25 protein-coding genes are annotated in these 23,557 nt (G+C 70.7%); 11 read left to right on the top strand and 14 right to left on the bottom strand.

Features of this window, described 5'->3' with window-relative positions; genetic code table 11:
- Positions 1–3: 3 nt before the first annotated feature.
- Positions 4–264 carry a hypothetical protein gene (locus tag U5640_RS34220; protein WP_340381399.1) on the bottom strand — a complete coding sequence of 87 codons (261 nt, stop codon included), beginning with the start codon at positions 262–264 and terminating at the stop codon, positions 4–6.
- A 188-nt stretch (positions 265–452) separates the two neighbouring features.
- On the opposite strand from U5640_RS34220, the gene U5640_RS34215 reads away from it, so the two are divergent.
- The gene (locus U5640_RS34215; RefSeq protein WP_340381397.1) at positions 453–1,358 is read left to right on the top strand and encodes a winged helix-turn-helix transcriptional regulator; all 906 of its coding nucleotides are present in this window, start codon (positions 453–455) and stop codon (positions 1,356–1,358) included.
- On the opposite strand, the gene U5640_RS34210 is transcribed toward U5640_RS34215, so the two are convergent.
- A complete protein-coding gene (locus tag U5640_RS34210; RefSeq protein ID WP_340381395.1) occupies positions 1,306–1,884 on the bottom strand; it encodes a TetR family transcriptional regulator in 579 nt (192 codons plus the stop codon). The two genes, U5640_RS34215 and U5640_RS34210, sit on opposite strands and share 53 nt — an antisense overlap.
- Complete coding sequence (locus U5640_RS34205) at positions 1,884–2,204, bottom strand: multidrug efflux SMR transporter (protein ID WP_067258575.1); 321 nt, start codon at positions 2,202–2,204, stop codon at positions 1,884–1,886. Before U5640_RS34205 ends, U5640_RS34210 begins: the two co-directional genes overlap by 1 nt.
- 200 nt (positions 2,205–2,404) lie before the next feature.
- Here U5640_RS34205 and U5640_RS34200 point away from each other — a divergent pair, with 200 nt between their 5' ends.
- Entirely contained in the window at positions 2,405–3,283 is an 879-nt protein-coding gene (locus U5640_RS34200) for an AbfB domain-containing protein (protein WP_340381393.1), read from the top strand.
- Between the two features lie 76 nt (positions 3,284–3,359).
- On the opposite strand, the gene U5640_RS34195 is transcribed toward U5640_RS34200, so the two are convergent.
- Genes U5640_RS34195 through U5640_RS34160 form a run of 8 tightly spaced genes read right to left on the bottom strand, consistent with a single transcriptional unit; the run spans position 3,360 to position 9,934 of the window.
- Positions 3,360–3,692 carry a metal-sulfur cluster assembly factor gene (locus U5640_RS34195; protein WP_067258571.1) on the bottom strand — a complete coding sequence of 111 codons (333 nt, stop codon included), beginning with the start codon at positions 3,690–3,692 and terminating at the stop codon, positions 3,360–3,362.
- Positions 3,689–4,153, bottom strand: a complete 465-nt coding sequence (gene sufU, locus U5640_RS34190; RefSeq protein WP_067258568.1) for a Fe-S cluster assembly sulfur transfer protein SufU — start codon at positions 4,151–4,153, stop codon at positions 3,689–3,691. Before sufU ends, U5640_RS34195 begins: the two co-directional genes overlap by 4 nt.
- 15 nt (positions 4,154–4,168) lie before the next feature.
- Positions 4,169–5,425 carry a cysteine desulfurase gene (locus tag U5640_RS34185; protein ID WP_340381388.1) on the bottom strand — a complete coding sequence of 419 codons (1,257 nt, stop codon included), beginning with the start codon at positions 5,423–5,425 and terminating at the stop codon, positions 4,169–4,171.
- Positions 5,422–6,207 (bottom strand): Fe-S cluster assembly ATPase SufC, encoded by a 786-nt coding sequence (gene sufC, locus U5640_RS34180; protein WP_340381386.1) that lies wholly within the window; start codon positions 6,205–6,207, stop codon positions 5,422–5,424. The genes U5640_RS34185 and sufC overlap by 4 nt, the downstream gene beginning before the upstream one ends.
- A 7-nt stretch (positions 6,208–6,214) precedes the next feature.
- Positions 6,215–6,532, bottom strand: a complete 318-nt coding sequence (locus U5640_RS34175; RefSeq protein ID WP_340381383.1) for a non-heme iron oxygenase ferredoxin subunit — start codon at positions 6,530–6,532, stop codon at positions 6,215–6,217.
- Positions 6,532–7,713, bottom strand: a complete 1,182-nt coding sequence (gene sufD, locus U5640_RS34170; RefSeq protein ID WP_340381381.1) for a Fe-S cluster assembly protein SufD — start codon at positions 7,711–7,713, stop codon at positions 6,532–6,534. Before sufD ends, U5640_RS34175 begins: the two co-directional genes overlap by 1 nt.
- A 59-nt stretch (positions 7,714–7,772) precedes the next feature.
- The gene (gene sufB / locus U5640_RS34165) at positions 7,773–9,194 is read right to left on the bottom strand and encodes a Fe-S cluster assembly protein SufB (RefSeq protein WP_340381379.1); all 1,422 of its coding nucleotides are present in this window, start codon (positions 9,192–9,194) and stop codon (positions 7,773–7,775) included.
- Positions 9,191–9,934 carry a metalloregulator ArsR/SmtB family transcription factor gene (locus U5640_RS34160; RefSeq protein ID WP_340381377.1) on the bottom strand — a complete coding sequence of 248 codons (744 nt, stop codon included), beginning with the start codon at positions 9,932–9,934 and terminating at the stop codon, positions 9,191–9,193. The genes sufB and U5640_RS34160 overlap by 4 nt, the downstream gene beginning before the upstream one ends.
- 171 nt (positions 9,935–10,105) lie before the next feature.
- Here U5640_RS34160 and U5640_RS34155 point away from each other — a divergent pair, with 171 nt between their 5' ends.
- The 4 genes from U5640_RS34155 to U5640_RS34140 all read left to right on the top strand — a co-directional run bounded on the left by U5640_RS34155 (position 10,106) and on the right by U5640_RS34140 (position 13,758).
- Positions 10,106–10,903: an AAC(3) family N-acetyltransferase gene (locus tag U5640_RS34155; protein ID WP_340381375.1), complete on the top strand. Its 798-nt coding sequence runs from the start codon at positions 10,106–10,108 to the stop codon at positions 10,901–10,903.
- A 79-nt stretch (positions 10,904–10,982) separates the two neighbouring features.
- The gene (locus tag U5640_RS34150; RefSeq protein ID WP_340381373.1) at positions 10,983–11,906 is read left to right on the top strand and encodes an ABC transporter ATP-binding protein; all 924 of its coding nucleotides are present in this window, start codon (positions 10,983–10,985) and stop codon (positions 11,904–11,906) included.
- Between the two features lie 50 nt (positions 11,907–11,956).
- Positions 11,957–12,673, top strand: a complete 717-nt coding sequence (locus U5640_RS34145) for an ABC transporter permease (protein ID WP_340385491.1) — start codon at positions 11,957–11,959, stop codon at positions 12,671–12,673.
- A gap of 83 nt (positions 12,674–12,756) precedes the next feature.
- On the top strand, positions 12,757–13,758 hold the full coding sequence (locus U5640_RS34140; RefSeq protein WP_340381371.1) for a COX15/CtaA family protein: 1,002 nt from the start codon (positions 12,757–12,759) through the stop codon (positions 13,756–13,758).
- Positions 13,759–13,797: 39 nt separating this feature from the next.
- Here the strand turns inward: U5640_RS34140 and U5640_RS34135 are convergent, their stop codons facing one another.
- The 3 genes from U5640_RS34135 to U5640_RS34125 all read right to left on the bottom strand — a co-directional run bounded on the left by U5640_RS34135 (position 13,798) and on the right by U5640_RS34125 (position 16,372).
- Positions 13,798–14,904 carry an amidohydrolase family protein gene (locus tag U5640_RS34135; protein ID WP_340381369.1) on the bottom strand — a complete coding sequence of 369 codons (1,107 nt, stop codon included), beginning with the start codon at positions 14,902–14,904 and terminating at the stop codon, positions 13,798–13,800.
- Between the two features lie 73 nt (positions 14,905–14,977).
- Positions 14,978–15,319, bottom strand: coding sequence for a hypothetical protein (locus tag U5640_RS34130; RefSeq protein WP_340381367.1), 342 nt, complete (start codon positions 15,317–15,319; stop codon positions 14,978–14,980).
- Between the two features lie 99 nt (positions 15,320–15,418).
- Positions 15,419–16,372: a heme o synthase gene (locus U5640_RS34125; protein WP_340381365.1), complete on the bottom strand. Its 954-nt coding sequence runs from the start codon at positions 16,370–16,372 to the stop codon at positions 15,419–15,421.
- 436 nt (positions 16,373–16,808) lie between these two features.
- Between U5640_RS34125 and tkt the strand changes: the two genes are divergently transcribed.
- The 5 genes from tkt to pgl are packed head-to-tail and all read left to right on the top strand — an operon-like array spanning position 16,809 to position 23,537.
- Positions 16,809–18,896: a transketolase gene (gene tkt, locus U5640_RS34120; RefSeq protein WP_340381363.1), complete on the top strand. Its 2,088-nt coding sequence runs from the start codon at positions 16,809–16,811 to the stop codon at positions 18,894–18,896.
- 34 nt (positions 18,897–18,930) lie between these two features.
- A complete protein-coding gene (gene tal, locus U5640_RS34115; protein ID WP_340381361.1) occupies positions 18,931–20,049 on the top strand; it encodes a transaldolase in 1,119 nt (372 codons plus the stop codon).
- Between the two features lie 4 nt (positions 20,050–20,053).
- The gene (zwf, locus tag U5640_RS34110) at positions 20,054–21,592 is read left to right on the top strand and encodes a glucose-6-phosphate dehydrogenase (RefSeq protein WP_340381359.1); all 1,539 of its coding nucleotides are present in this window, start codon (positions 20,054–20,056) and stop codon (positions 21,590–21,592) included.
- A complete protein-coding gene (gene opcA, locus U5640_RS34105) occupies positions 21,589–22,758 on the top strand; it encodes a glucose-6-phosphate dehydrogenase assembly protein OpcA (RefSeq protein WP_340381357.1) in 1,170 nt (389 codons plus the stop codon). Before zwf ends, opcA begins: the two co-directional genes overlap by 4 nt.
- On the top strand, positions 22,755–23,537 hold the full coding sequence (gene pgl, locus U5640_RS34100) for a 6-phosphogluconolactonase (RefSeq protein WP_340381355.1): 783 nt from the start codon (positions 22,755–22,757) through the stop codon (positions 23,535–23,537). The genes opcA and pgl overlap by 4 nt, the downstream gene beginning before the upstream one ends.
- The last annotated feature ends 20 nt before the right edge of the window (positions 23,538–23,557 follow it).

The following is a 23,557-nucleotide window of genomic DNA, read 5'->3' as shown; positions in this document are numbered from 1 at the left end:
GGTTTACTGCGCCAGGGGCAGGACCGCGTACAGGGCGGCTGTGGGGAGGGCGGGGACGGTCGCGAGCAGGGCGCCGGAGGCGGTCGCCGCGGCGAGGAGGACCCGGCGGTGGCCGAGGTGGTCGCCGTACCAGCCGCCGGTGAAGTTGCCCGCCAGCAGTCCGACGCCGCCGATGCCCACCAGGAGGCCCGCCGCGCCGGGGCTCAGGGCGCGGGGGCCGGTCAGATAGAGGAAGACGAAGACGAAACTGACGCTGACGGTCATGTTGGTGAACGTGCCGGCCGCCAGGAGCCACACCGGTCGCGGTAGTTGCCGCAGTCCTCGCACTCTTCCCCCCGAGTGAGTTCCTGCTCGGGCGAGTCCCACCCATGGGCCCCACCCGAGTAAGTTCCTTTTGGGAACTCACTGTGTCAGCATGACAGCCTCGGGTCAATGGAGAAAGGAGGCCCGCCATGGCCCGCAGGACGAGCCTCGAGGACTCCACCTGCGCGATCGCGCAGGCACTGGACGTCGTGGGCGACTGGTGGACGCTGCTGATCGTGCGGGACGCGGCGCGCGGGGTGCACCGGTTCGACGCGCTGCAACGTGAACTCGGGCTGTCCCGGAAGGTGTTGACCGAGCGGCTGCGGCTGCTGGTGGAGGCCGACGTGCTGGTGCGGGTGCCCTACCAGGAGCGGCCCGTGCGGTACGAGTACCGGCTCACCCCGAGGGGGCGCGCACTGCTGCCGGTGCTGGTGGCCCTTCAGGACTGGGGGGACGCCTGGGTGCTGGGCGACGGCGGAACCACGGCCACGGCCGAGGAGGCGTCCGCCGAGGGGCGGCGGGTGCACGCCCTCGCGGGGACCCGGGTGCCGGAGCTGCGCCTGGTCGACGACCGCGGGGAGGTGCGGGATCCGGTCGACGACGAGCTGCCGTACACCGTTCTGTACTGCTTTCCGGGGGCGTTCGCCCGCGGGGCGTCCTATCCGCCCGGCTGGGCCGACATCCCGGGGACCGCGGGCTGCACCCTGGAGTCGTGCACCTACCGGGACCGCAGAGGGGAGTTCCGGGAGGCGGGCGCCGCCGTGCGCGGGGTGTCGACGCAACGGGCCGACGAGCAGCGGGAGTTCTCCGAGAAGGAGAAGCTCGGCTTTCCGTTGCTGTCCGATGCGGAGCTGTCGTTCATCGGGGCCCTGCGGCTGCCGACGTTCCGGGCGGCCGGTGCCACCCGGCTGAAGCGGCTGACGTTGGTCGTGGACCGGGAGCGGGTGGTGCGGGAAGTGCAGTATCCCGTCACCGACGTGGCGGGGAGTGTGGCCGCCGCGCTCAGCGCGGTGCGGCGGCTGGGGGCGGCGGAGAAGACGGGGACGGGGGGATGAGGCGGGCGAGGGCCTGCCGGGCGTACTCCTCGTCGTAGGGGGTGTCGGTGAGGAGCACCTGGAGGCAGATGCCGTCCATGAGGGCCACCAGGGCACGGGCCGTCAGCGGGTCGGTGCGGGGGGCCAGGAGGGCGGCCATCGCGTCGGCCCACTCGGCCGCCACCGGGCGCAGGGCGGGGCGGCGCAGGGCGGCCAGGTACAGCTCGTACTCCAGCTCCACGCCGGTGCGGTCGCCGGCCAGCCAGGCACCGAGCCAGGCCGCCAGTTCGGCGGGCAGGTCGGCCCGCGGGTCCGACAGCGCGCCGCGGGCCGCGACCACCTTGGCGAAGCCCTCGTTGGCCTGGCGCAGGGCGGCCGTCATCAGGTCGTCGAGGGTGCGGAAGTGGTACGTGGTGGAGCCCAGGGGGACGTCCGCCTCGGCCGCCACCGAGCGGTGAGTGAGGCCGGCCAGGCCCTTGCGGCCGACCACGCGGATCGCCGCGTCGATGATCCGCTGGCGGCGCTCGGGGTCGTAGCGGCGGGCCATCAGTGCGCACCGCCGAGGTTCAGGACCACCACTCCACCGATGATCAGGAAGACTCCGGCGATCTTCGTGAGGGTGAGGGACTCACCGAAGAGGGCGAGGCCGAGGACGGCGATCGTCGCGGTGCCCGCCCCCGACCAGATCGCGTACGCCGTGCCGATCCCGACCGACTTCAGGGTCTGGGAGAGGAGGAGGAAGGAGACGGCGTACCCCACCGCCGTCAACAGCGTGGGCCAGAGCCTGCTGAAGCCCTCGCTGTACTTCATGGCGGTCGTCGCGGCCACCTCGGCGGCGATGGCTCCGGAGAGCGTCAGGTATCCCATGTGTACGAGCGTACACAACGAATCGGGGTGATATGTACGGACGTACGCATGCAACCCGCGGACAGCTGCGAAAGCGTTATCGAAAGCGCTCACCCAAACGGCTGAACGGGAGCCACAGCGTCCACTACTGTTTCACCGTTCACACACCGGGCCATCGCAGCCGCGGCAGCCGTCAGCAGCGCCGCTGGAGGAACTAGCGCATGCCAGAAAACAAGTCCCGGCCGCCCCAGGAGCAACCGTGGGAGAACGGCTGGGCCCCGGACACCTCCCGGGCCCCCGGAACCCGACGGCTCTGGCTGGCCGGCGGCCTCGCCGTGGCCACCGTCGTCGCGTGCGTGACCGCGATCGCCGTCAACGACCGGGACTCCGGCGGGGGTTCGGAAGCACGTGAGGGGCGGGCGCTGTCCGGCGACCCCGACTCGGACGGCCTGATCTCGTTCGCCACGCCCTCGGTCTCCGCCGACGGCACCGCCTCCTCGACGGCGGGCAACCACCAGGGCGCCGACAGCTCCTCCCCGTCCGTCTCCTCCTCGCCCTCGGCGGCCGGAGCGGCCTCCCCGGGCACCGACGGGACGGATGACGGCACCAGCCCCTCGCCGCACACCTCGGGCAAGGCCTCGCCGTCCCCGACCCAGAAGACCACCGAGCCCACGCCGACCAGCTACGAACGGTCGGTGCGGTCCGTCAACTACCCGGACCGCTACTGGCATCTGAGCAGCGGTCTGGTGAAGCTCGACCCGCTGCGCGGCTCGGAGTCCCGTCAGGACTCCACGTTCACCGTGGTCAAGGGGCTGACGGACAGCGCCTGTTACTCCTTCAAGACGGACGACGGCCGGTACCTGCGGCACCGCAACTTCGTGCTGCGCGCCGACAGCTACGACGGCTCGTCCCTGTTCAAGCAGGACGCCACCTTCTGTGCGCGCCCCTCCTCCTACTCCGGCGCCGTCATGCTGGAGTCGGCCAACTACCCGGGCCGCTACCTGCGTCACAAGGACTTCCAGGTCCGCCTCGACACGTACCAGAACAGCGAGCTGTACCGTGCCGACTCGGCGTTCCGGTTCGTGGCCGGACTGGGCTGAGACCTCGAGGACGAACGAGCGAGTGGCGGCACCCCCCGGAAGGGGTGCCGCCACTCGCTCGTTTCCGGATGTGATCTCAGACGTTGAAGCCGAGCGCGCGCAGCTGCTCGCGGCCGTCGTCCGTGATCTTGTCGGGGCCCCACGGGGGCATCCAGACCCAGTTGATGCGCAGTTCGTTGACGAGGCCGTCCGTGGCGGACTTGGCCTGGTCCTCGATGACGTCCGTCAGCGGGCAGGCCGCGGAGGTCAGGGTCATGTCGATCGTCGCGATGTTCGCGTCGTCGATGTGGATGCCGTAGATGAGCCCCAGGTTGACGACGTCGATGCCCAGCTCGGGGTCCACGACGTCGTACAGCGCCTCGCGGACCTCGTCCTCGGAGGCCGGCTTCATCTCCACGGTGTCGGTCATGCCGTCTTCCTTTCGGCGTCCGAGCCCAGAGCCTGGGCCGTCGCGTCCTTCCACGCCATCCAGCTCAGGAGGGCGCACTTGACCCGGGCCGGGTACTTGGAGACACCGGCGAACGCGACCGCGTCCTCCAGCACCTCCTCCATCGCGTCGTCGGGCTCGATCCGGCCCTTGGACTGCATCAGCTCCAGGAAGGTCTCCTGGATCTTCTGCGCCTCGGACACGTCCTTGCCGACCAGGAGGTCGTTGAGGACGGACGCGCTGGCCTGGCTGATGGAGCAGCCCTGGCCCTCGTAGGAGACGTCCTCGATCTTCGTGCCGTCGTACTTCACCCGCAGGGTGATCTCGTCACCGCAGGTGGGGTTGACGTGGTGCACCTCGGCGTCGCCGTCCCGCAGACCACGCCCGTGCGGGTGCTTGTAGTGGTCCAGGATGACTTCCTGGTACATCGAGTCCAGCTTCACGGTTCAGCACGCCCCTCAGCCGAAGAAGTTCCGTACGTGCTCCAGACCGTCGACCAGCGCGTCGATCTCGGCCGGCGTGGAGTACAGATAGAACGACGCTCGCGTGGTCGCGGGAATTCCGTACCGCAGGCAGACCGGGCGCGCGCAGTGGTGGCCGACGCGGACCGCTATGCCCTGCTCGTCCAGCACCTGGCCCACGTCGTGCGGGTGGATGTCGCCGAGCGTGAAGGAGATCGCCGCACCCCGGTCCTCGGCCGTGGTGGGACCGATGATCCGCAGGTCCGGCACCTCCGTCAGGCGGCGGACGGCGTACTCCGTCAGCGCGTGCTCATGGGCGAGGATCCTGTCCATGCCGATGGCGTTCAGGTAGTCGATCGCCGCGCCGAGACCGACCGCCTGGGCGATCGGCGGGGTGCCCGCCTCGAACTTGTGGGGGGCGGGAGCGTACGTCGACGAGTGCATCGACACCGTCTCGATCATCTCGCCGCCGCCGAGGAACGGGGGCAGGTCCTCCAGGAGTTCCTGGCGGCCCCAGAGCACACCGATGCCGGTCGGGGCGCACATCTTGTGGCCGGTGAAGGCCACGAAGTCGGCCTGGAGGGCCTGCACGTCCAGGGGCATGTGCGGCGCGGCCTGCGAGGCGTCGATGCAGACCAGCGCGCCGACCTCCTGGGCGCGGCGCACTATCGCCTCGACCGGGTTGACCGTGCCGAGGATGTTCGAGACCAGGACGAAGGAGACGATCTTCGTCTTCTCCGTGATGATCTCCTCGATGTTGGAGAGGTCGAGGCGGCCGTCGTCCGTGAGGCCGAACCACTTCAGCTTCGCGCCCGTGCGCTGCGCGAGCAGCTGCCACGGCACGATGTTGGAGTGGTGCTCCATCTCGGTGATGACGATCTCGGTCTCGCGGTCCACCCGGTAGGGCTCGTCGGCCCAGCCGAGCATGTTCGCCACGAGGTTCAGCGATTCGGAGGCGTTCTTGGTGAAGATCACCTCGTCGCGGCTCGGCGCGTTGATGAACGCGGCGACCTTGTCGCGCGCGCCCTCGTACAGCGCCGTGGCCTCCTCGGCGAGCACATGCACACCGCGGTGGACGTTGGCGTTGTAGCGCTCGTAGTACTCGCTCAGGGCGTCCAGCACCTGGCGCGGCTTCTGCGAGGTCGCTGCGTTGTCCAGGTACACGAGCTTCTTGTCGTCGTGGACCAGCCGGTCCAGGACGGGGAAGTCCTTACGGATCGCCTCGGCGTCGAGGAGGCCCGGCAGCTGTGTCACTCGGATGCGCCACCCTTCGTGTGGACTACGTCCTGCTTTGCATAAGCCTCGTAGCCCTCGGCCTCCAGCTTGTCGGCGAGCTCGGGGCCACCCGACTCGACGATCTTCCCGGCGGCGAACACGTGCACGTGGTCGGGCTTGATGTAGCGCAGGATGCGCGTGTAGTGCGTGATCAGCAGGGTGCCGACCTCGCCGGACTCCCGGACGCGGTTGACGCCCTCGGAGACGATGCGCAGGGCGTCGACGTCCAGACCGGAGTCCGTCTCGTCGAGGATCGCGACCTTGGGCTTGAGCAGTTCGAGCTGGAGGATCTCGTGGCGCTTCTTCTCACCGCCGGAGAAGCCCTCGTTGACGTTGCGCTCGGCGAAGGCGGGGTCCATGTTGAGGCGCTCCATGGCCTCCTTGACCTCCTTCACCCAGGTACGCAGCTTGGGGGCCTCGCCGCGGATGGCGGTGGCGGAGGTGCGCAGGAAGTTGGAGACCGAGACACCGGGGACCTCGACCGGGTACTGCATCGCCAGGAACAGGCCCGCGCGGGCGCGCTCGTCGACGGACATCTCCAGGACGTCCTCGCCGTCGAGCAGCACGGTGCCGCCGGTGATCGTGTACTTGGGGTGGCCCGCGAGGGAGTAGGCGAGGGTCGACTTGCCGGAGCCGTTGGGGCCCATGATGGCGTGCGTCTCGCCCTGCTTCACGGTGAGGTCGACGCCCTTGAGGATCTCCTTCGTGGCGTTGTCGGCCTCGACGGTGACGTGCAGGTCTCGGATTTCAAGCGTTGCCATGGTGGCCTCAGGACTCCTGGGTGAGGGAGACGAGCACGTCGTCCCCTTCGATCTTGACGGGGTATACGGGGACGGGGCGCGTCGCGGGAAGGCCGGACGGCTTGCCGGTGCGGAGGTCGAACGCGGAGCCGTGCAGCCAGCACTCGATCTGGCAGTCCTCCACCTCGCCCTCGGAGAGCGAGACGTTCGCGTGGGAGCAGATGTCGTGGATGGCGAACACCTCTCCCTCGGTACGGACGACCGAGACCGGCGTGCCGTCGAGCTCCACCCGCTTGGGGGTGTCGTCCTCCAGCTCGCTCAGTCCGCAGGCGCGTACGAAGGCCATCAGACGGTGGCCTCCAGCTCGGTCTCGATCTTCGCGAGCAGGCGCTCCTCGATGTCCGGGACACCGATCTGCTGGACCAGCTCGGCGAAGAAGCCGCGGACCACCAGGCGGCGGGCCTCGTCGGCGGGGATGCCGCGGGCCATCAGGTAGAAGAGCTGCTCGTCGTCGAAGCGGCCGGTGGCGGATGCGTGGCCGGCGCCGACGATCTCGCCGGTCTCGATCTCCAGGTTCGGCACCGAGTCGACGCGCGCGCCGTCCGTGAGGACCAGGTTGCGGTTCATCTCGTAGGTGTCGGTGCCCTCGGCCGCGGCCTCGATCAGCACGTCACCGATCCACACCGCGTGCGCGTCGTCGCCCTGGAGGGCGCCCTTGTAGACGACGTTGGACTTGCAGTGCGGGACGTTGTGGTCGACCAGCAGGCGGTGCTCCTGGTGCTGGCCGGCGTCGGTGAAGTACAGCCCGAAGAGCTCGGCCTCGGCGCCGGTGCCGGCGTAGGCGACGCGCGGGTGCAGCCGGACGACGTCGCCGCCGAAGGTGACGACGACCGACTTGAAGGAGGCGTCGCGGCCGACGAGGGCGTTGTGCTGGGCCACGTGCACGGCCTTGTCGTCCCAGTCCTGGACGGAGACGACGGTGAGCTTGGCGCCGTCGCCGAGGACGTAGTCGACGTTGGCGGCGAGGACCGCGTCACCGGTGTGGTCGATGACGACGACGGCCTCGGCGAAGGCTCCGAGCTGGATCACCTGGTGGCCGAAGGAGGTGCCGCCCTCGCCGTGCACCGCGATGCGGATGGGCTCGGTGAGGACCGTCTCCTTGGGGACGGTGATCACGCCGGCCTTCTCGAACGCCGAGTAGGCCTGGGCGGCGACCCGGTCCACGGGGGTGCCCGCCTTGCCGAGGCGCGGGTCGTCGCGGTCGACGGTCTCGACGGTGACGCCCTCGGGCGCCTCGACGGCGACCTTGACGCCCTCGCCGGTCGCGACGGCGGTGCCGTCGTGCAGACCGCGCAGACGCTCCAGCGGGGTGAACCGCCACTCCTCCTCGCGGCCGTGCGGCACCGGGAAGTCCGCGACGTCGAAGGACGGGGGCGCGCTCATGCGCGTGGCGACGGTCGACTCGGCGGCGACCGCGATCGCGCCGGCGGTGGTGGACCCCACCGGGATATTCTGAGCCTCAGCCATGGCTGTCGTAATGCTCGCTTTCCGTTGCGTAAGGGGCTTGATGGGCTGCGGACCGGTGGTTAACCGACCGCACCTTCCATCTGCAGCTCGATCAGCCGGTTGAGCTCCAGCGCGTACTCCATCGGCAGCTCCTTCGCGATGGGCTCGACGAAGCCGCGCACGATCATCGCCATCGCCTCGAACTCGGAGAGACCGCGGCTCATCAGGTAGAAGAGCTGGTCCTCGGAGACCTTGGAGACGGTCGCCTCGTGGCCCATGGACACGTCGTCCTCGCGGACGTCCACGTAGGGGTAGGTGTCCGAGCGGGAGATGGTGTCGACGAGCAGCGCGTCGCACAGCACGTTGGACTTGGAGCCGTGGGCGCCTTCCCCGATCTCGACGAGACCGCGGTAGGAGGTACGGCCGCCGCCTCGCGCCACCGACTTGGAGACGATGTTGGAGGAGGTGTTCGGCGCCATGTGGACCATCTTGGAGCCGGCGTCCTGGTGCTGGCCCTCGCCCGCGAAGGCGATGGAGAGGGTCTCGCCCTTGGCGTGCTCGCCCATGAGATAGACGGCGGGGTACTTCATCGTCACCTTGGAGCCGATGTTGCCGTCGATCCACTCCATGGTGGCGCCCTCGTAGGCGACGGCGCGCTTGGTGACCAGGTTGTAGACGTTGTTCGACCAGTTCTGGATGGTCGTGTAGCGGCAGCGGGCGTTCTTCTTGACGATGATCTCGACGACCGCGCTGTGCAGGGAGTCCGACTTGTAGATCGGGGCCGTACAGCCCTCGACGTAGTGCACGTAGGCGCCCTCGTCGACGATGATCAGGGTCCGCTCGAACTGGCCCATGTTCTCGGTGTTGATCCGGAAGTAGGCCTGGAGCGGGATCTCGACGTGCACGCCCTTCGGCACGTAGATGAAGGAGCCGCCGGACCACACGGCGGTGTTCAGCGCGGCGAACTTGTTGTCACCGGCGGGGATGACGGTGCCGAAGTACTCCTTGAAGAGCTCCGGGTGCTCCTTCAGGGCGGTGTCGGTGTCGAGGAAGATGACGCCCTGCTCCTCCAGGTCCTCGCGGATCTGGTGGTAGACGACCTCCGACTCGTACTGGGCGGCGACACCGGCGACCAGGCGCTGCTTCTCCGCCTCCGGGATGCCCAGCTTGTCGTAGGTGTTCTTGATGTCCTCGGGCAGGTCCTCCCAGGACTCCGCCTGCTTCTCCGTGGAGCGCACGAAGTACTTGATGTTGTCGAAGTCGATGCCCGAGAGGTCGGAGCCCCAGTTCGGCATGGGCTTCTTCTCGAAGAGCTTCAGGCCCTTGAGGCGGAGCCTGGTCATCCACTCCGGCTCGGACTTCTTCGCGGAGATGTCGGTGACGACCTCCTCGTTGATGCCGCGCCGCGCAGAGGCACCGGCGGTGTCGGAGTCGGCCCAGCCGTATTCGTACGTGCCCAGGCCCTCGAGTTCGGGGTGGGCAGTCTCCGTGGGGAGAGTCATGCGGGGTTCCTCCCGGCCGTGCTTGCAGATGCGTTGTGGGAAATCTTGGGGATGAACGTCGTGCAGACGCCGTCGCCGTGGGCGATGGTGGCCAGTCGCTGGACGTGCGTTCCGAGCAGCTGGGAGAAGACCTCGGTCTCGGCCTCGCAGAGCTGCGGGAACTTCTCCGCCACGTGGGCGACCGGGCAGTGGTGCTGGCACAGCTGCTCGCCGACCGGTGCGCTGCGCGCCGTAGCAGCGTACCCGTCGGCGCTCAGGGCCCTGGCGAGGGCTTCGGTGCGCTCCTCGGGGGCGGCCGCCTCGATGGCCTCGCGGTAGGCGTCGGCCTGCTCGGCGATCCGCGCGCGGGCGAAGGCGACGACGGCCTCGTCCCCGCCGAACCGCTGCTGGATCCAGCGCAGGGCGTCGGCGGCGAGCGCGTCGTAGGACTGGTCGAAGGCGTCCCGGCCGCAGTCGGTGAGGGCGAAGACCTTCGCCGGCCGGCCGCGGGTGCGCGCCCCGTAGACCCGCTGCTCGCGGGGTTGCACGACGTCGTCGGCGACCAGGGCGTCGAGGTGGCGGCGGACGGCGGCGGGAGTGAGCCCCAGCCGGTCGGCCAGCTCGGCGACGGTCGACGGCCCGTGGTCCAGGATGGAGCGCGCGACCCGGTTGCGCGTCGAACGGTCCGACCGCACCCCGGCCGCGAGCTCCTCGTGGGGGGTCCCCGTGGGGGTCTCCCGAGCCTCGCCGACGTTTTTCACAACGCCATTGTTGCGTAATTCCTCGAACACAGGCAAGCCGCGTCCGGTCCGCCCGGGGTGCCCTGCGTCACTTAGGCATACCTAATCTGACCTGCGGAAACGATCACTGATCGATCATAGGCCGAGGAAACCGGTGGCCCCGGCGGCCCGCTTCGGGGACACTGCTCGACCATGGCCACACCCCCTCCGACCGGCCCACTTGTCACGCGTCAGACCCTGGCGGCGCAGCTGCGGGACCTGGGTGTCGAACCGGGAGAAATCCTCCTCGTCCACTCCTCCCTCAGCTCCCTCGGCTGGGTGTGCGGCGGCTCCGTCGCGGTCGTCCAGGGACTGCGGGACGCCCTGGGCCCCCACGGCACGCTCGTCGTCCCGACCCAGACCGGCGAGCTCTCCGACCCTCAGGAGTGGGGCCGCCCGCCCGTGCCGCCCGAGTGGTGGGAGACGATCCGGGCCACCATGCCCGCCTACGATCCCCTCGTCACCCCCAGCCGGGGGCTCGGGGTGATACCGGAGACCGTGCGCACCTGGCCCGGGGCCGTCCGCAGCGCCCACCCGCAGACCTCCTTCGCGGCGCTCGGGGCGCGGGCCGCGGAGATCGTCGAAGACCACGCCCCCGACTGCCGGCTCGGTGAGCGCAGCCCGCTGGCCCGGCTGGAGCGGCTGGGCGCGCGGGTGCTGCTCCTCGGGACCGGCTACGACACCTGCACCAGCTTCCACCTCGCCGAGTACCGCATCCCCGCCCCGCTGGTGGAGATCGGCCGGCCCGGTCCGCACGGGTGGGAGACCGTGACGGAGGTGTCGATCGACTCCGACCGGTTCGACGAGCTGGGGCACGACTTCGAACGGGACCGGCCCGTCGTCCGGGGGACGGTGGGCGGCGCCGGCGTACGGCTGTTCCCGGTCGCGGACGCGGTCGCCTACGCGGAGCGCTGGCTGGCCGTGCACCGCTCGCGCGAGGAGGAGGTCTGACGGCCGCTTCCGGCCGGGTGTGACCGGTTCCCGTACCCGGGGGTCGGAGCGGCCGGCGGCGAACCTAGACTCTGGGGCCATGCGAAGTGAGCCTGTCGTCCGGGTCCGGGCCCTGGTGAAGCGGTACGGGACGAAGACCGCGGTGGACGGCCTGGAGCTGACGGCCCGGGCGGGCGTCACCGCCGTCCTCGGACCCAACGGCGCCGGCAAGACGACCACCGTCGAGATCTGCGAGGGGTACCGCGCGGCGGACTCCGGCACCGTCCGCGTGCTCGGGCTCGACCCGGTCGGACAGGCGTCCGAGCTGCGGCCCCGGATCGGGGTGATGCTCCAGTCCGGGGGCGTGTACTCGGGGGCGCGGGCCGACGAGATGCTGCGGCACGTGGCGAAGCTGCACGCGCATCCGCTGGACGTGGACGCGCTGATCGAGCGGCTCGGGCTCGGCTCCTGCGGCCGGACGACGTACCGCCGGCTCTCCGGCGGCCAGCAGCAGCGGCTCGCCCTGGCGATGGCGGTCGTCGGCCGGCCGGAACTGGTCTTCCTGGACGAGCCGACCGCCGGTCTCGACCCGCAGGCCCGTCGCGCCACCTGGGACCTGGTCCGTGATCTGCGCGCCGACGGCGTCTCGGTCGTCCTGACCACCCACCACATGGACGAGGCCGAGCAGCTCGCCGACGACGTGGCGATCATCGACGGGGGCCGGGTCATCGCCCACGGCTCCCCCGAGGAGCTGTGCCGCGGCGGCGCCGAGAACACCCTGCGCTTCTCCGGCCGTCCCGGCCTCGACGTCGCCTCCCTGCTCAAGGCGCTGCCCGCCGACTCCTCCGCGGCCGAGCTGACGCCGGGCTCGTACCGCGTGGTGGGCAAGATCGACCCGCAGCTGCTGGCGACCGTCACCTCGTGGTGCGCGCAGCACGGGGTGATGCCGGACCGCATCTCGGTCGAGCGCCACACCCTGGAGGACGTCTTCCTGGAACTGACCGGCAAGGAGCTGCGCTCGTGACCGCCACCGGCACCTACACCCCCCGGCCCGGCGCTGCCCCGCTCCCCCGCATGATCGCGGCGCAGGCGGCGCTGGAGACGAAGATGCTCCTGCGCAACGGTGAGCAGCTGCTGCTCACCGTGGTGATCCCGACGCTGCTGCTGGTGCTGTTCAGCAGCGTGGACGTCGTGGACACCGGTGCGGGCGCGGCGGTGGACTTCCTCACCCCCGGCATCCTCGCCCTGGCGGTGATGTCCACGGCCTTCACCGGCCAGGCCATCGCGACGGGCTTCGAGCGCCGCTACGGCGTCCTGAAGCGGCTCGCGTCCTCCCCGCTCCCCCGCTGGGGGCTGATGGCGGCGAAGACGGCGTCCGTGCTGGTCACCGAGGTCCTCCAGGTGGTCCTACTGACGGTGATCGCCTTCGCGCTTGGCTGGGACCCGCACGGAAACCCGCTCGCCGTACTCCTCCTCCTCGTCGTCGGTACGGCGGCCTTCTCCGGGCTGGGGCTGCTGATGGCGGGCACGCTCCGGGCGGAGGCGACCCTGGCCGCCGCCAACCTGGTCTTCCTGCTGCTGCTCGTGGGCGGCGGGGTCGTCGTCCCGCTGGACAAGTTCCCGCCGGCCGCCCAGCACGTCCTGGGACTCCTGCCCATCTCGGCTCTCTCCGACGGTCTGCGCGACGTCCTCCAGCACGGCGCGGGCATGCCCTGGGCGGACCTGGGGATCCTGGCGGTGTGGGCGGTGGCCGGGCTCGCGGCCGCGGGACGGTTCTTCCGCTGGGAGTGAACCGGGGGCGCGCGGACCCGGCGCCCGGCACCCGGACCCGACCCTCGTGAAAGCGTGCACAAGCGGCGGCCTACGATGGGGGCGTGCCAAACGTGACCCGTGCCGACGCCGCAGCGGCGCTGCGCAACCCGCTCGCCTTCATCGCCGACCGCTGGACCCCCGCACCCCGGACGGTTCAGCGGGCGGCCCTGTCCGCGCTGGTGATGTCGGTGATCATCGTGGTCACCGGAGGTGCCGTGCGCCTCACCGGCTCCGGCCTCGGCTGCCCGACCTGGCCCAAGTGCACGGCCGACTCGCTCACCGCGACCAGCGCGATGGGCTTCCACGGCGCCATCGAGTTCGGCAACCGCATGCTGACGTACGTCCTGTGCGCCGCCGTCGGCTGGGCGATCATCGCCGCGCGCGCGGAGAAGCCTCGGCGTGCGGGGCTGACCCGGCTGGGCTGGGCGCAGTTCTGGCTGGTGATGAGCAACGCGGTGCTCGGCGGCATCGTCGTGCTGGTCGGCCTCAACCCGTACACGGTCGCCGCGCACTTCCTGCTGGCCTCGGCGCTGATCGCGGTCGCCGCGCTGATGTGGCAGCGCACCCGCGAGGGCGACGGAGAGCCCCGGCCGCTGGTCGGCAAGCCGGTGCAGCAGCTGGTGTGGTTCCTCGTCGTCGCCTCGTCGCTGCTGATCGCGGTCGGCACGGTGGTGACCGGGGCGGGGCCGCACGCGGGTGACTCCAGCGAGGTCGAGCGGATGCCGCTGGACTGGGAGACGGTGGCCAAGCTGCACGCGGTGCTCGCGTGGATCGTGGTGACGCTGACCTTCGCCCTGTGGTTCATCCTCAAGGCGGTCGACGCCCCGCGCGGCCCGCTGAACCGCACCCGGGAGCTGTTCCTGGTGCTGCTCGCGCAGGGGGTCATCGGGTACGTCCAGTACTTCACGAACCTTCCCGAGGTGCTGGTGGGTCTGCACATGCTCGGGTCGGCGCTGGTGTGGATCTGGGTGCTGCTGGTGCTGCTGGCCCTGCGCGAGCGCCCGGCGACGACGGCGGAGCTGCCGCACCCGGCGGCCGAGGCCACGGTCGCCTCGAACGCCTGACGTTCAGCCCGGACCACGGTCGCCCCGAACGCCGGGCGTTCAGCCCAGGCCGTACACCCGCCGGGCGTTACCGGCCGCGACCATCCCCGCCACCCGCTGGGCGTCCGTCGGGGACCACGCGCCCTCGGCGACCCAGCCGCCCAGGACCCGCCGGAGCGCCTCACGGAACAGCCGGGCGCCGACCACGTGCAGCTCGGGCAGCGCCTGCGCCCCGCTGGAGAACAGGACCTTGCCGAACGGCGCCAGCTCCAGGATCTCCGCGAGAACCGTCGCGGCACGGGCGCCGGTGCGCAGGAGCGCGGCGCCCGAGTCGGTGTGGACGTGCGGGAAGACCGCGGCGAGATGGGCGGCCTGGCGGTGGTACGGGTAGCCGTGCAGCAGGATCAGGTCGGTGCCGAGGCCCGCGGTCGCGCGGACGAAGTCGGTCAGCAGCGCGGGGTCGGCGCGGTCGATGCGCAGGCCCGGTCCGCCGACTCCGGCGTGCAGTTGGAGGGGCAGTCCCGAGGCGACGGCGATCCACAGCAGGTGCCGTAGCAGCACGGGGTCGCGCAGCTCGCCGCCGACGCGACGGGCGGCCAGCCAGCGGCCCGCGGCGCCCCGCACCTCACCGGGACCGGGCGGTTCGGGCGCCAGGGCCAGGCCGTGCCGGACCCCGGCGACCGAGGTGAAGGCGACGGCGCCGGCCGCGGCCGAGTGGACGGCCTCGGCGAGATTGGCGAGAAAGGACTCGACGGTGCCGGAGGTGTCGGCGACCTGTTCGGCCAGCAGTTCGAGGCGGACGATCTCATGCGCGTCGGCGGCCCCCGCGGCGGCCAGCTCCCCCGGACGGGTGAGGTCGCCGGGCAGTCCGGTGTCGACGAGGTAGGTCGTGATGCCGCTGCCGCGCAGCAGTCGGCGGCCCGACTCCAGTACGCCGAGTTCACGCCGCCGGGCGAGATAGCGGGCGGGTGTGCAGTGCGGTTCCAGACCGAGCAGCGGGGGGCACCAGCGGCGTACCGCGAATCCGGTCTGGGTGTCGAACAGGGTCGTACCGGGGGCGGGCGGGCCCTCGGTACGGGCCAGCCGGGCCTCGAAGGTGCCGAGACCCAGCTCGGTTCTGAGCACGCCGTGGCAGTACTGGTCCACCAGGGACGGCGTTTCGATCATCGGGACTCCCGCGACTGGACCTCGTACCGATGAAGGTCCTAACGGGTGAACCCGGTGTCAGGTGTTGGGTCGGTCAGCCGTTACCCGGTCCGCCCACCTGGATTCCGGCCATGCGGGTCCATTCGTACGGCCCGGTCCGCACCTTGGCCGCGAACTCGCCGTCGAAGGACTCGTGGACCGTGATACCGGCCTTCGCGACGGCCTTCTCGGCGATCTCGACGGAGGGCGCCACCAGGTCGCCCCAGCCGCCGTCCTCGCCGACGAGGACGATCCGGGCCCCGCGTTCCCCGATGTACGCGACCTGGCCCTCGGCCCCGCCGTGCTCCTTGGAGAAGGCGCTGATCCGCTGCGCGAGCCGGGCGATGCGACGCCCGTCCTTCGCGTCCACCTGCTGTGTGTCTGCCGTGTCTGCCATGGCCAGGATGCTACCGACGGGTAGATCAAACGGCGACGGCCGGGGTGCGTGGCCTTGACCACGCACCCCGGCCGCGGAGCCTGAAGGGAAGGGAAGGGGCTAGCGCAGGAACGGGTCCACCGCGATCGCCACGAACAGCAGCGAGACGTAGGTGATGGACCAGTGGAACAGCCGCATCTCCTTCAGCTTCGCGCCCGTGACCTCGTTCTTCGCGCGGCTCTGGAGGGCGTGCGCCTCCCACAGCCACCAGCCGCCCGCCACCAGCGCGACGGACGTGTAGAACCAGCCGGTGTAGCCGAGCGGCGTGAGGAGCAGCGACACCGCGACCATCACCCAGCTGTAGATCACGATCTGCTGGGCGACCACCTTGTTGGAGGCGACGACCGGCAGCATCGGGACGCCCACGCGCGCGTAGTCCTCACGGACCTTCATGGACAACGGCCAGTAGTGCGGCGGCGTCCAGAAGAAGATGACCAGGAAGAGGATCAGCGGCGCCCAGGACAGCGAGTTCGTCACGGCCGACCAGCCGATCAGCACCGGCATGCAGCCGGCGATGCCGCCCCAGACGATGTTCTGCGCCGTGCGCCGCTTGAGGATCATCGTGTACACCACGACGTAGAAGAGAAGCGCTCCGAGCGACAGCCAGGCGGACAGCCAGTTGACGGTCAGCCCGAACAGCAGGGTCGACACCACCGCGAGGGTGACGCCGAAGGCGAGGCACTCGCGCGGCGAGACCATGCCGGTGACCAGCGGGCGCTGCGAGGTGCGGTCCATCAGGGCGTCGATGTCGCGGTCGATGTACATGTTCAGCGCGTTGGCGCCGCCCGCGGACAGATAGCCGCCGAGGCACGTGAGCAGGACCAGTCCGAGGTCCGGCACACCCCGCTGCGCCAGGAACATCACCGGAACGGTGGTGATCAGCAGCAGCTCGATGATCCGCGGCTTGGTCAGCGCCACGAACGCCTTGACCCGGGCCCCCAGCGGCCGCCGGCTCGGGCTCTGGCTCGTCCCGACGATCCCCACTGGACGGGATTCAACGGCCGTCACGCACACCCCTGACAGAGACTCCCAGCAAGCCTCCCCATGTGAATGCGGGGTAAAGGCTCGCGCGTACCACGCCACTGTAGACGTTGCCCATACCCCGGCCTTCGCGGGGGTGGGGTCGTGTTGGCGGGGGCCCCGGCGAGGGGTGCGGTACAGGGGGCGGGCCGGGGTGCGGAACGGGTACGGAAGGGGGTTCCGATGAGTCGTACCGGGGCTCGATTGAGCAGTCAGATGAGCGGCTCCGTATTCAAGTGCCAAGTGCGGTTCCGGCCAGCCGGCGGGCGGATCACGGCAAGGCCCCGCAGTCTGGAATGACTCGAAAAAACGCACGTCCCCTCAGGGGTAGGCTCGACAGCGGCCGGTGGGCATCCAGTCCCCCGGAAGCCGGTGGGCGTGTGCCCGGAACAGCCGGTATTCGACATGTGGAGAGGAGCCCTGACCCAGGGTGAGCACCAAGCCGACCACCACAGACCTCGAGTGGACCGAATTGGACCAGCGGGCCGTCGACACCGCGCGTGTCCTGGCCGCCGACGCCGTACAGAAGGTCGGCAACGGCCATCCCGGTACGGCGATGAGCCTGGCGCCTGCCGCCTACACCCTCTTCCAGAAGGTGATGCGGCACGACCCGGCGGACGCCGACTGGGTGGGCCGCGACCGTTTCGTCCTGTCCGCGGGCCATTCGTCCCTGACCCTCTACACCCAGCTCTACCTGGCCGGTTTCGGCCTTGAGCTGGACGATCTGAAGAGCTTCCGCACATGGGGTTCGAAGACCCCGGGTCACCCCGAGTACGGCCACACGGTGGGCGTCGAGACCACCACCGGCCCGCTGGGCCAGGGTGTCGCGAACGCCGTCGGCATGGCGATGGCCGCCCGCTACGAGCGCGGTCTGTTCGACCCCGAGGCCGCCGAGGGCGAGTCCCCCTTCGACCACTTCGTGTACGTGATCGCGGGTGACGGCTGCCTCCAGGAGGGCATCTCCGCCGAGGCGTCCTCGATGGCCGGCCACCAGAAGCTGGGCAACCTGGTCCTGTTGTGGGACGACAACCACATCTCGATCGAGGGCGACACCGAGACGGCCGTCTCCGAGGACACCGTCAAGCGGTACGAGGCCTACGGCTGGCACGTGCAGCGCGTCGCCCCGAAGCCGGACGGCGACCTCGACCCGCACGCCCTCTACAACGCGATCGAGGCCGCGAAGCAGGTGACGGACAAGCCGTCCTTCATCGCGATGCGCTCGATCATCGCCTGGCCGGCCCCCAACGCGCAGAACACCGAGGCCGCGCACGGCTCGGCGCTCGGCGACGACGAGGTGGCCGCGACCAAGCGCGTCCTCGGCTTCGACCCGGAGCAGACCTTCGAGGTCGCCGACGAGGTCATCGCCCACACCCGCAAGGCGCTGGAGCGCGGCGCGCAGGCCAGGGCCGAGTGGGAGAAGTCCTTCCAGCTGTGGCGGGACGACAACGCCGAGCGCGCCGCCGACTTCGACCGCATCGCGGCGGGCGAACTGCCGGCCGGCTGGGAGGAGAAGGTCCCGGTCTTCGAGCCCGGCAAGGGCGTCGCCACGCGCGCCGCGTCCGGCAAGGTGCTCCAGGCGCTCGGCGCGGTGATCCCGGAGCTGTGGGGCGGCTCGGCCGACCTCGCGGGCTCCAACAACACGACGATCGACAAGACGTCGTCGTTCCTGCCGGCGGACAACCCGCTGCCGGAGGCGAACCCGTACGGCCGCACGATCCACTTCGGCATCCGCGAGCACTCCATGGCCGCGGAGATGAACGGCATCGCGCTGCACGGCAACACCCGTGTCTACGGCGGCACGTTCCTCGTGTTCTCCGACTACATGCGCAACGCCGTCCGGCTCTCGGCGCTGATGCATCTGCCGGTGACGTACGTGTGGACGCACGACTCCATCGGTCTCGGCGAGGACGGCCCGACCCACCAGCCGGTCGAGCACCTGGCCTCGCTGCGCGCCATCCCGGGCCTGAACGTGGTCCGCCCGGCCGACGCCAACGAGACCGCGATCGCCTGGCGCGAGATCCTCAAGCGCTACACCAAGGAGTTCGGCAAGGGGGCCCCGCACGGTCTGGCGCTGACCCGTCAGGGCGTGCCGACGTACGAGCCCAACGAGGATGCCGCTCGTGGCGGTTACGTCCTCTTCGAGGCGTCGAACGGCGCGCCGGAGGTCATCCTCGTCGCCACCGGTTCCGAGGTGCACGTGGCGGTCGAGGCGCGCGAGGCGCTGGAGGCCGACGGCGTCCCGACGCGGGTCGTGTCCATGCCGTCCGTGGAGTGGTTCGAGGAGCAGGACCAGGGGTACCGGGACAGCGTGCTGCCGCCGTCCGTGAAGGCCCGTGTCGCGGTCGAGGCGGGTATCGGTCTGACCTGGCACAAGTACGTGGGGGACGCCGGCCGCATCGTTTCCCTGGAGCACTTCGGTGCTTCGGCCGACGGCAAGGTCCTCTTCCAGGAGTACGGCTTCACTGCCGAGAACGTGGCGGCGAAGGCGCGGGAATCCCTCGCCGACGCCCGGCGCTGACGCTCACATACGACACGTAGGAGATGCATTTTCCATGACAGACGCACTCAAGCGCCTCTCCGAGGAGGGCGTCGCGATCTGGCTGGACGACCTGTCGCGCAAGCGGATCACGTCCGGCAACCTGGCGGAGCTGATCGACCAGCAGCACGTCGTGGGCGTCACCACCAACCCGTCGATCTTCCAGAAGGCGATCAGCGGCGGCGACGGCTACGAGCAGCAGCTCGCCGACCTCGCGGCCCGCAAGGTCACCGTCGAAGAGGCCATCCGCATGATCACCACGGCGGACGTCCGGGACGCGGCCGACATCCTGCGCCCGGTCTTCGACGCCACCGGCGGTCAGGACGGCCGGGTGTCGATCGAGGTCGACCCGCGCCTGGCGCACGAGACCCGGGCGACGGTCGCCGAGGCCAAGCAGCTCGCCTGGCTGGTGGACCGCCCCAACACGCTGATCAAGATCCCGGCCACCAGGGCGGGTCTGCCGGCGATCACCGAGGTCATCGGCAACGGCATCAGCGTCAACGTCACGCTGATCTTCTCGCTGGAGCGCTACCGCGAGGTGATGGACGCCTACCTGGCCGGTCTGGAGAAGGCCAGGGAGAAGGGTCTCGACCTCTCGCTGATCCACTCGGTGGCGTCCTTCTTCGTGTCCCGCGTGGACACCGAGATCGACAAGCGTCTCGACGCGCTGGGCACCGACGAGGCGAAGGCCGCGCGCGGCAAGGCAGCCGTCGCCAACGCCCGGCTCGCCTACGAGGCGTACGAGGAGGTGTTCTCGACCGAGCGCTGGAGCAAGCTGGAGAGCGCCGGCGCCAACAAGCAGCGTCCGCTGTGGGCCTCGACCGGTGTGAAGGACCCGGCCTACAAGGACACGCTGTACGTCGACGACCTGGTCGCGCCGAACACGGTCAACACCATGCCGGAGGCCACCCTCCAGGCGACCGAGCAGCGCGGCGAGATCACCGGCAACACCGTCGCCGGGACGTACGAGCAGGCCCGCGCCGACATCGCGGCCGTCGAGCGGCTCGGCATCTCGTACGACGAGGTCGTGCAGCTGCTCGAGGACGAGGGCGTCGAGAAGTTCGAGGCCTCCTGGAACGACCTGCTCAAGTCGACCGAGGCGGAGCTGGAGCGCCTCGCTCCTTCGGAGGGCTGATTCCTTGCCTCCCCTTTCCGGTTCCGGGGCGAATCCGCTTCGTGACCCCGCCGACCGACGGCTCCCGCGTATCGCGGGGCCGTCGGGCCTGGTCATCTTCGGCGTGACGGGCGACCTGTCCCGCAAGAAGCTGATGCCCGCCGTGTACGACCTCGCCAACCGGGGTCTGCTGCCGCCGGGTTTCTCGCTGGTCGGGTTCGCCCGCCGCGAATGGGCGCACGAGGACTTCGCCCAGGAGGTCCACGACGCCGTCAAGGAGCACTCCCGCACGCCCTTCCGTGAGGAGGTCTGGCAGCAGCTCATCCAGGGCATGCGCTTCGTGCAGGGCACCTTCGACGACGACGACGCCTTCGAGCGGCTGCGCGCGACGATCGAGGAGCTCGACAAGGCCCAGGGCACGGGCGGCAACTTCGCCTTCTACCTGTCCGTGCCGCCGCGCTCCTTCCCCGTGGTCATCCAGCAGCTGAAGAAGCACGGGCTGGCCGACCAGACGAAGGACTCCTGGCGGCGCGCCGTCATCGAGAAGCCGTTCGGGCACGACCTGGCCTCCGCGGAGGAGCTCAACAAGGTCGTCCACGAGGTCTTCGCCCCGGACCAGGTCTTCCGCATCGACCACTACCTCGGCAAGGAGACCGTCCAGAACATCCTGGCGCTGCGGTTCGCCAACACGATGTTCGAGCCGATCTGGAACCGGTCCTTCGTGGACCACGTCCAGATCACGATGGCCGAGGACATCGGCATCGGCGGCCGGGCGGGCTACTACGACGGCATCGGCGCCGCGCGTGACGTCATCCAGAACCACCTGCTGCAGCTGATGGCGCTGACCGCGATGGAGGAGCCCGCCTCCTTCGACGCGGACGCGCTGGCCGCGGAGAAGACCAAGGTGCTCGGGGCGGTACGGCTGCCCGAGGACCTGGGCCGGGACACCGTGCGGGCGCAGTACGCGGCCGGGTGGCAGGGCGGCGAGAAGGCCATCGGCTATCTCGAGGAGGACGGCATCGACCCGAGGTCGAAGACCGACACCTACGCGGCCATCAAGGTCGAGGTGGACAACCGCCGCTGGGCGGGCGTCCCCTTCTACCTGCGCACCGGCAAGCGGCTCGGCCGCCGGGTCACCGAGATCGCGGTCGTCTTCCAGCGCGCCCCGCACTCCCCCTTCGACCACACGGCGACGGAGGAGCTGGGCAAGAACGCGATCGTCATCCGCGTCCAGCCCGACGAGGGCGTGACCGTCCGCTTCGGCTCCAAGGTGCCCGGCACCTCGATGGAGATCCGGGACGTGTCGATGGACTTCGCCTACGGCGAGTCGTTCACGGAGTCCTCGCCCGAGGCCTACGAGCGCCTCATCCTCGATGTGCTGCTCGGCGACTCGAACCTCTTCCCCCGCACGGAAGAGGTGGAGCTGTCGTGGAAGATCCTCGACCCGATCGAGCGGTACTGGGACGAGAACGGCCGGCCCGCGCAGTACCCGGCCGGCACCTGGGGGCCCGTCGAGGCCGACCAGATGCTCGAACGAGACGGACGGAGCTGGCGCCGGCCATGAAGATAGACCTCACGGACACCACCGCCAGCAAGATCAACAAGGCGCTGGTGCAGGGCCGCCGGGCGATCGGCACCCCGGCCGTGGGCATGGTGCTCACACTCGTCATCGTCACCGACGAGGAGAACGCGTACGACGCGCTCAAGGCCGCCAACGACGCCTCGCGCGAGCACCCCTCCCGCACGCTCGTGGTCATCCGGCGCGTCTCGCGCACGCCCCGCGACCGCACGCAGTCCCGGCTGGACGCCGAGGTGCGGGTGGGCGCGGACGCGGGCACCGGTGAGACGGTCGTGCTGCGACTGCACGGCGAGGTGTCCGACCACGCCCAGTCGGTCGTCCTGCCGCTGCTGCTGCCGGACGCCCCGGTCGTCGTGTGGTGGCCGGTGAACGCCCCGCCGGACCCGGCCGCCGACCCGCTCGGCGCGCTGGCCCAGCGCCGGGTCACCGACACCTACGCCTGCGAGCAGCCGGTGCGCGAGCTGGGCGCCCGCGCCGGCACCTACACCCCCGGCGACACGGACCTGTCGTGGACCCGCATCACGCCCTGGCGTTCGATGCTGGCCGCGGCGCTGGACCAGGTCACCTGCGAGGTGGAGTCGGTCGAGGTGGAGGGCGAGGAGTTCAATCCGAGCTGCGAGCTGCTGGCGATGTGGCTCGCGGACCGGCTGGACGTCCCCGTCCGGCGCTCGCTGTCCGGCGGGCCCGGTCTGACGGCGGTGCGCATGGCCACCAGTTCCGGGCCGATCACCCTGGACCGGGCCGACGGTTCGCTGGCCACGCTCTCCATCGAGGGCCAGCCCGACCGCGCGGTGGCGCTCAAGCGCCGGGAGACGGCCGAACTGATCGCGGAGGAGCTGCGCCGGCTGGACCCGGACGACACCTATGCCTCCGCCCTGCGGTTCGGGGTGGAGCGGCTGAACGCGTCGGCGGCGGCGGTGCCGGCCCGGGTCGAGAAGGCCGGGGCGGCTCCGGAGAAGGCGGAGGTGGCGCCGGTCGAGGCCGGGGCCGCCGTGGAGCGGGCCGAGGGGGACGCCGCCGAGCCGGCCAAAGGAGCACGGGACGGCGAGGACGGCGTCGAAGGCCCTGCGGAAGCTTCCGGGGCGGAAGGGGAGGCGTCGGCACCACTGACGCCGGTCCCTTCCGGTCTGTCCGGGAAGGCCGCGCGGTGAACGCCCCGCAGCTGGTCGTGCACCGCGACAAGGAGCTGATGGCGCAGGCCGCCGCGGCCCGCCTCATCACCCGGATCGTGGACGCGCAGGCCTCCCGGGGCTACGCGTCCGTGGTCCTCACCGGCGGCCGCAACGGCAACGGTCTGCTGGCCGCGCTGGCGTCCGCGCCGGCCCGGGACGCGATCGACTGGGGCCGGCTCGACCTGTGGTGGGGCGACGAGCGCTTCCTGCCCGAGGGCGACCCGGAGCGCAACGTCACCCAGGCCCGCGAGGCCCTGCTGGACGCCGTACCGCTGGACCCGAAGCGCGTGCACGCCATGCCCGCGTCCGACGGTCCCCACGGCGCCGACGTCGAGGCGGCCGCGGAGGCGTACGCCGAGGAGCTGGCGCGGGCGGCCGGCCCCGAGAACCACGGCACCGTGCCGACGTTCGACGTCCTGATGCTGGGCGTCGGCCCGGACACCCATGTGGCCTCGCTCTTCCCCGAGCTGCCGGCCGTACGGGAGACCGAGCGCACGGTGGTCGGGGTGCGCGGCGCGCCCAAGCCGCCGCCGATCCGGGTCACGCTGACCCTGCCGGCCATCCGGGCGGCCCGTGAGGTGTGGCTGCTCGCGGCGGGCGAGGACAAGGCGAACGCCGCGGCGATCGCCCTGTCGGACGCGGGAGAGATCCAGGCGCCGGCGGCGGGCGCCCGGGGCCGGGCCCGCACCCTGTGGCTGCTGGACCAGGCGGCCGCCGCCCGGCTGCCGAAGTCGCTGTATCCGCCGGCGTCTCCCTGAGACGACGCGCTCACGGAACC

This window comes from Streptomyces sp. SS7 (assembly GCF_037993025.1).
In the GTDB taxonomy this organism is placed as follows: domain Bacteria; phylum Actinomycetota; class Actinomycetes; order Streptomycetales; family Streptomycetaceae; genus Streptomyces.
Note: the sequence above shows the minus strand (reverse complement) of the source record. Positions and strands in the feature narration are given on the sequence as shown.

Bases quoted from the DNA above. Each gene is read 5' to 3' on its own strand.
- U5640_RS34220 (WP_340381399.1), bottom strand. From the start codon at position 264: ATGACCGTCAGCGTCAGTTTCGTCTTCGTCTTCCTCTATCTGACCGGC.
- U5640_RS34215 (WP_340381397.1), top strand. From the start codon at position 453: ATGGCCCGCAGGACGAGCCTCGAGGACTCCACCTGCGCGATCGCGCAG.
- U5640_RS34210 (WP_340381395.1), bottom strand. From the start codon at position 1,884: ATGGCCCGCCGCTACGACCCCGAGCGCCGCCAGCGGATCATCGACGCG.
- U5640_RS34205 (WP_067258575.1), bottom strand. From the start codon at position 2,204: ATGGGATACCTGACGCTCTCCGGAGCCATCGCCGCCGAGGTGGCCGCG.
- U5640_RS34200 (WP_340381393.1), top strand. From the start codon at position 2,405: ATGCCAGAAAACAAGTCCCGGCCGCCCCAGGAGCAACCGTGGGAGAAC.
- U5640_RS34195 (WP_067258571.1), bottom strand. From the start codon at position 3,692: ATGACCGACACCGTGGAGATGAAGCCGGCCTCCGAGGACGAGGTCCGC.
- sufC (WP_340381386.1), bottom strand. From the start codon at position 6,207: ATGGCAACGCTTGAAATCCGAGACCTGCACGTCACCGTCGAGGCCGAC.
- U5640_RS34175 (WP_340381383.1), bottom strand. From the start codon at position 6,532: ATGGCCTTCGTACGCGCCTGCGGACTGAGCGAGCTGGAGGACGACACC.
- sufD (WP_340381381.1), bottom strand. From the start codon at position 7,713: ATGGCTGAGGCTCAGAATATCCCGGTGGGGTCCACCACCGCCGGCGCG.
- sufB (WP_340381379.1), bottom strand. From the start codon at position 9,194: ATGACTCTCCCCACGGAGACTGCCCACCCCGAACTCGAGGGCCTGGGC.
- U5640_RS34155 (WP_340381375.1), top strand. From the start codon at position 10,106: ATGGCCACACCCCCTCCGACCGGCCCACTTGTCACGCGTCAGACCCTG.
- U5640_RS34150 (WP_340381373.1), top strand. From the start codon at position 10,983: ATGCGAAGTGAGCCTGTCGTCCGGGTCCGGGCCCTGGTGAAGCGGTAC.
- U5640_RS34145 (WP_340385491.1), top strand. From the start codon at position 11,957: ATGATCGCGGCGCAGGCGGCGCTGGAGACGAAGATGCTCCTGCGCAAC.
- U5640_RS34135 (WP_340381369.1), bottom strand. From the start codon at position 14,904: ATGATCGAAACGCCGTCCCTGGTGGACCAGTACTGCCACGGCGTGCTC.
- U5640_RS34130 (WP_340381367.1), bottom strand. From the start codon at position 15,319: ATGGCAGACACGGCAGACACACAGCAGGTGGACGCGAAGGACGGGCGT.
- tal (WP_340381361.1), top strand. From the start codon at position 18,931: ATGACAGACGCACTCAAGCGCCTCTCCGAGGAGGGCGTCGCGATCTGG.
- opcA (WP_340381357.1), top strand. From the start codon at position 21,589: ATGAAGATAGACCTCACGGACACCACCGCCAGCAAGATCAACAAGGCG.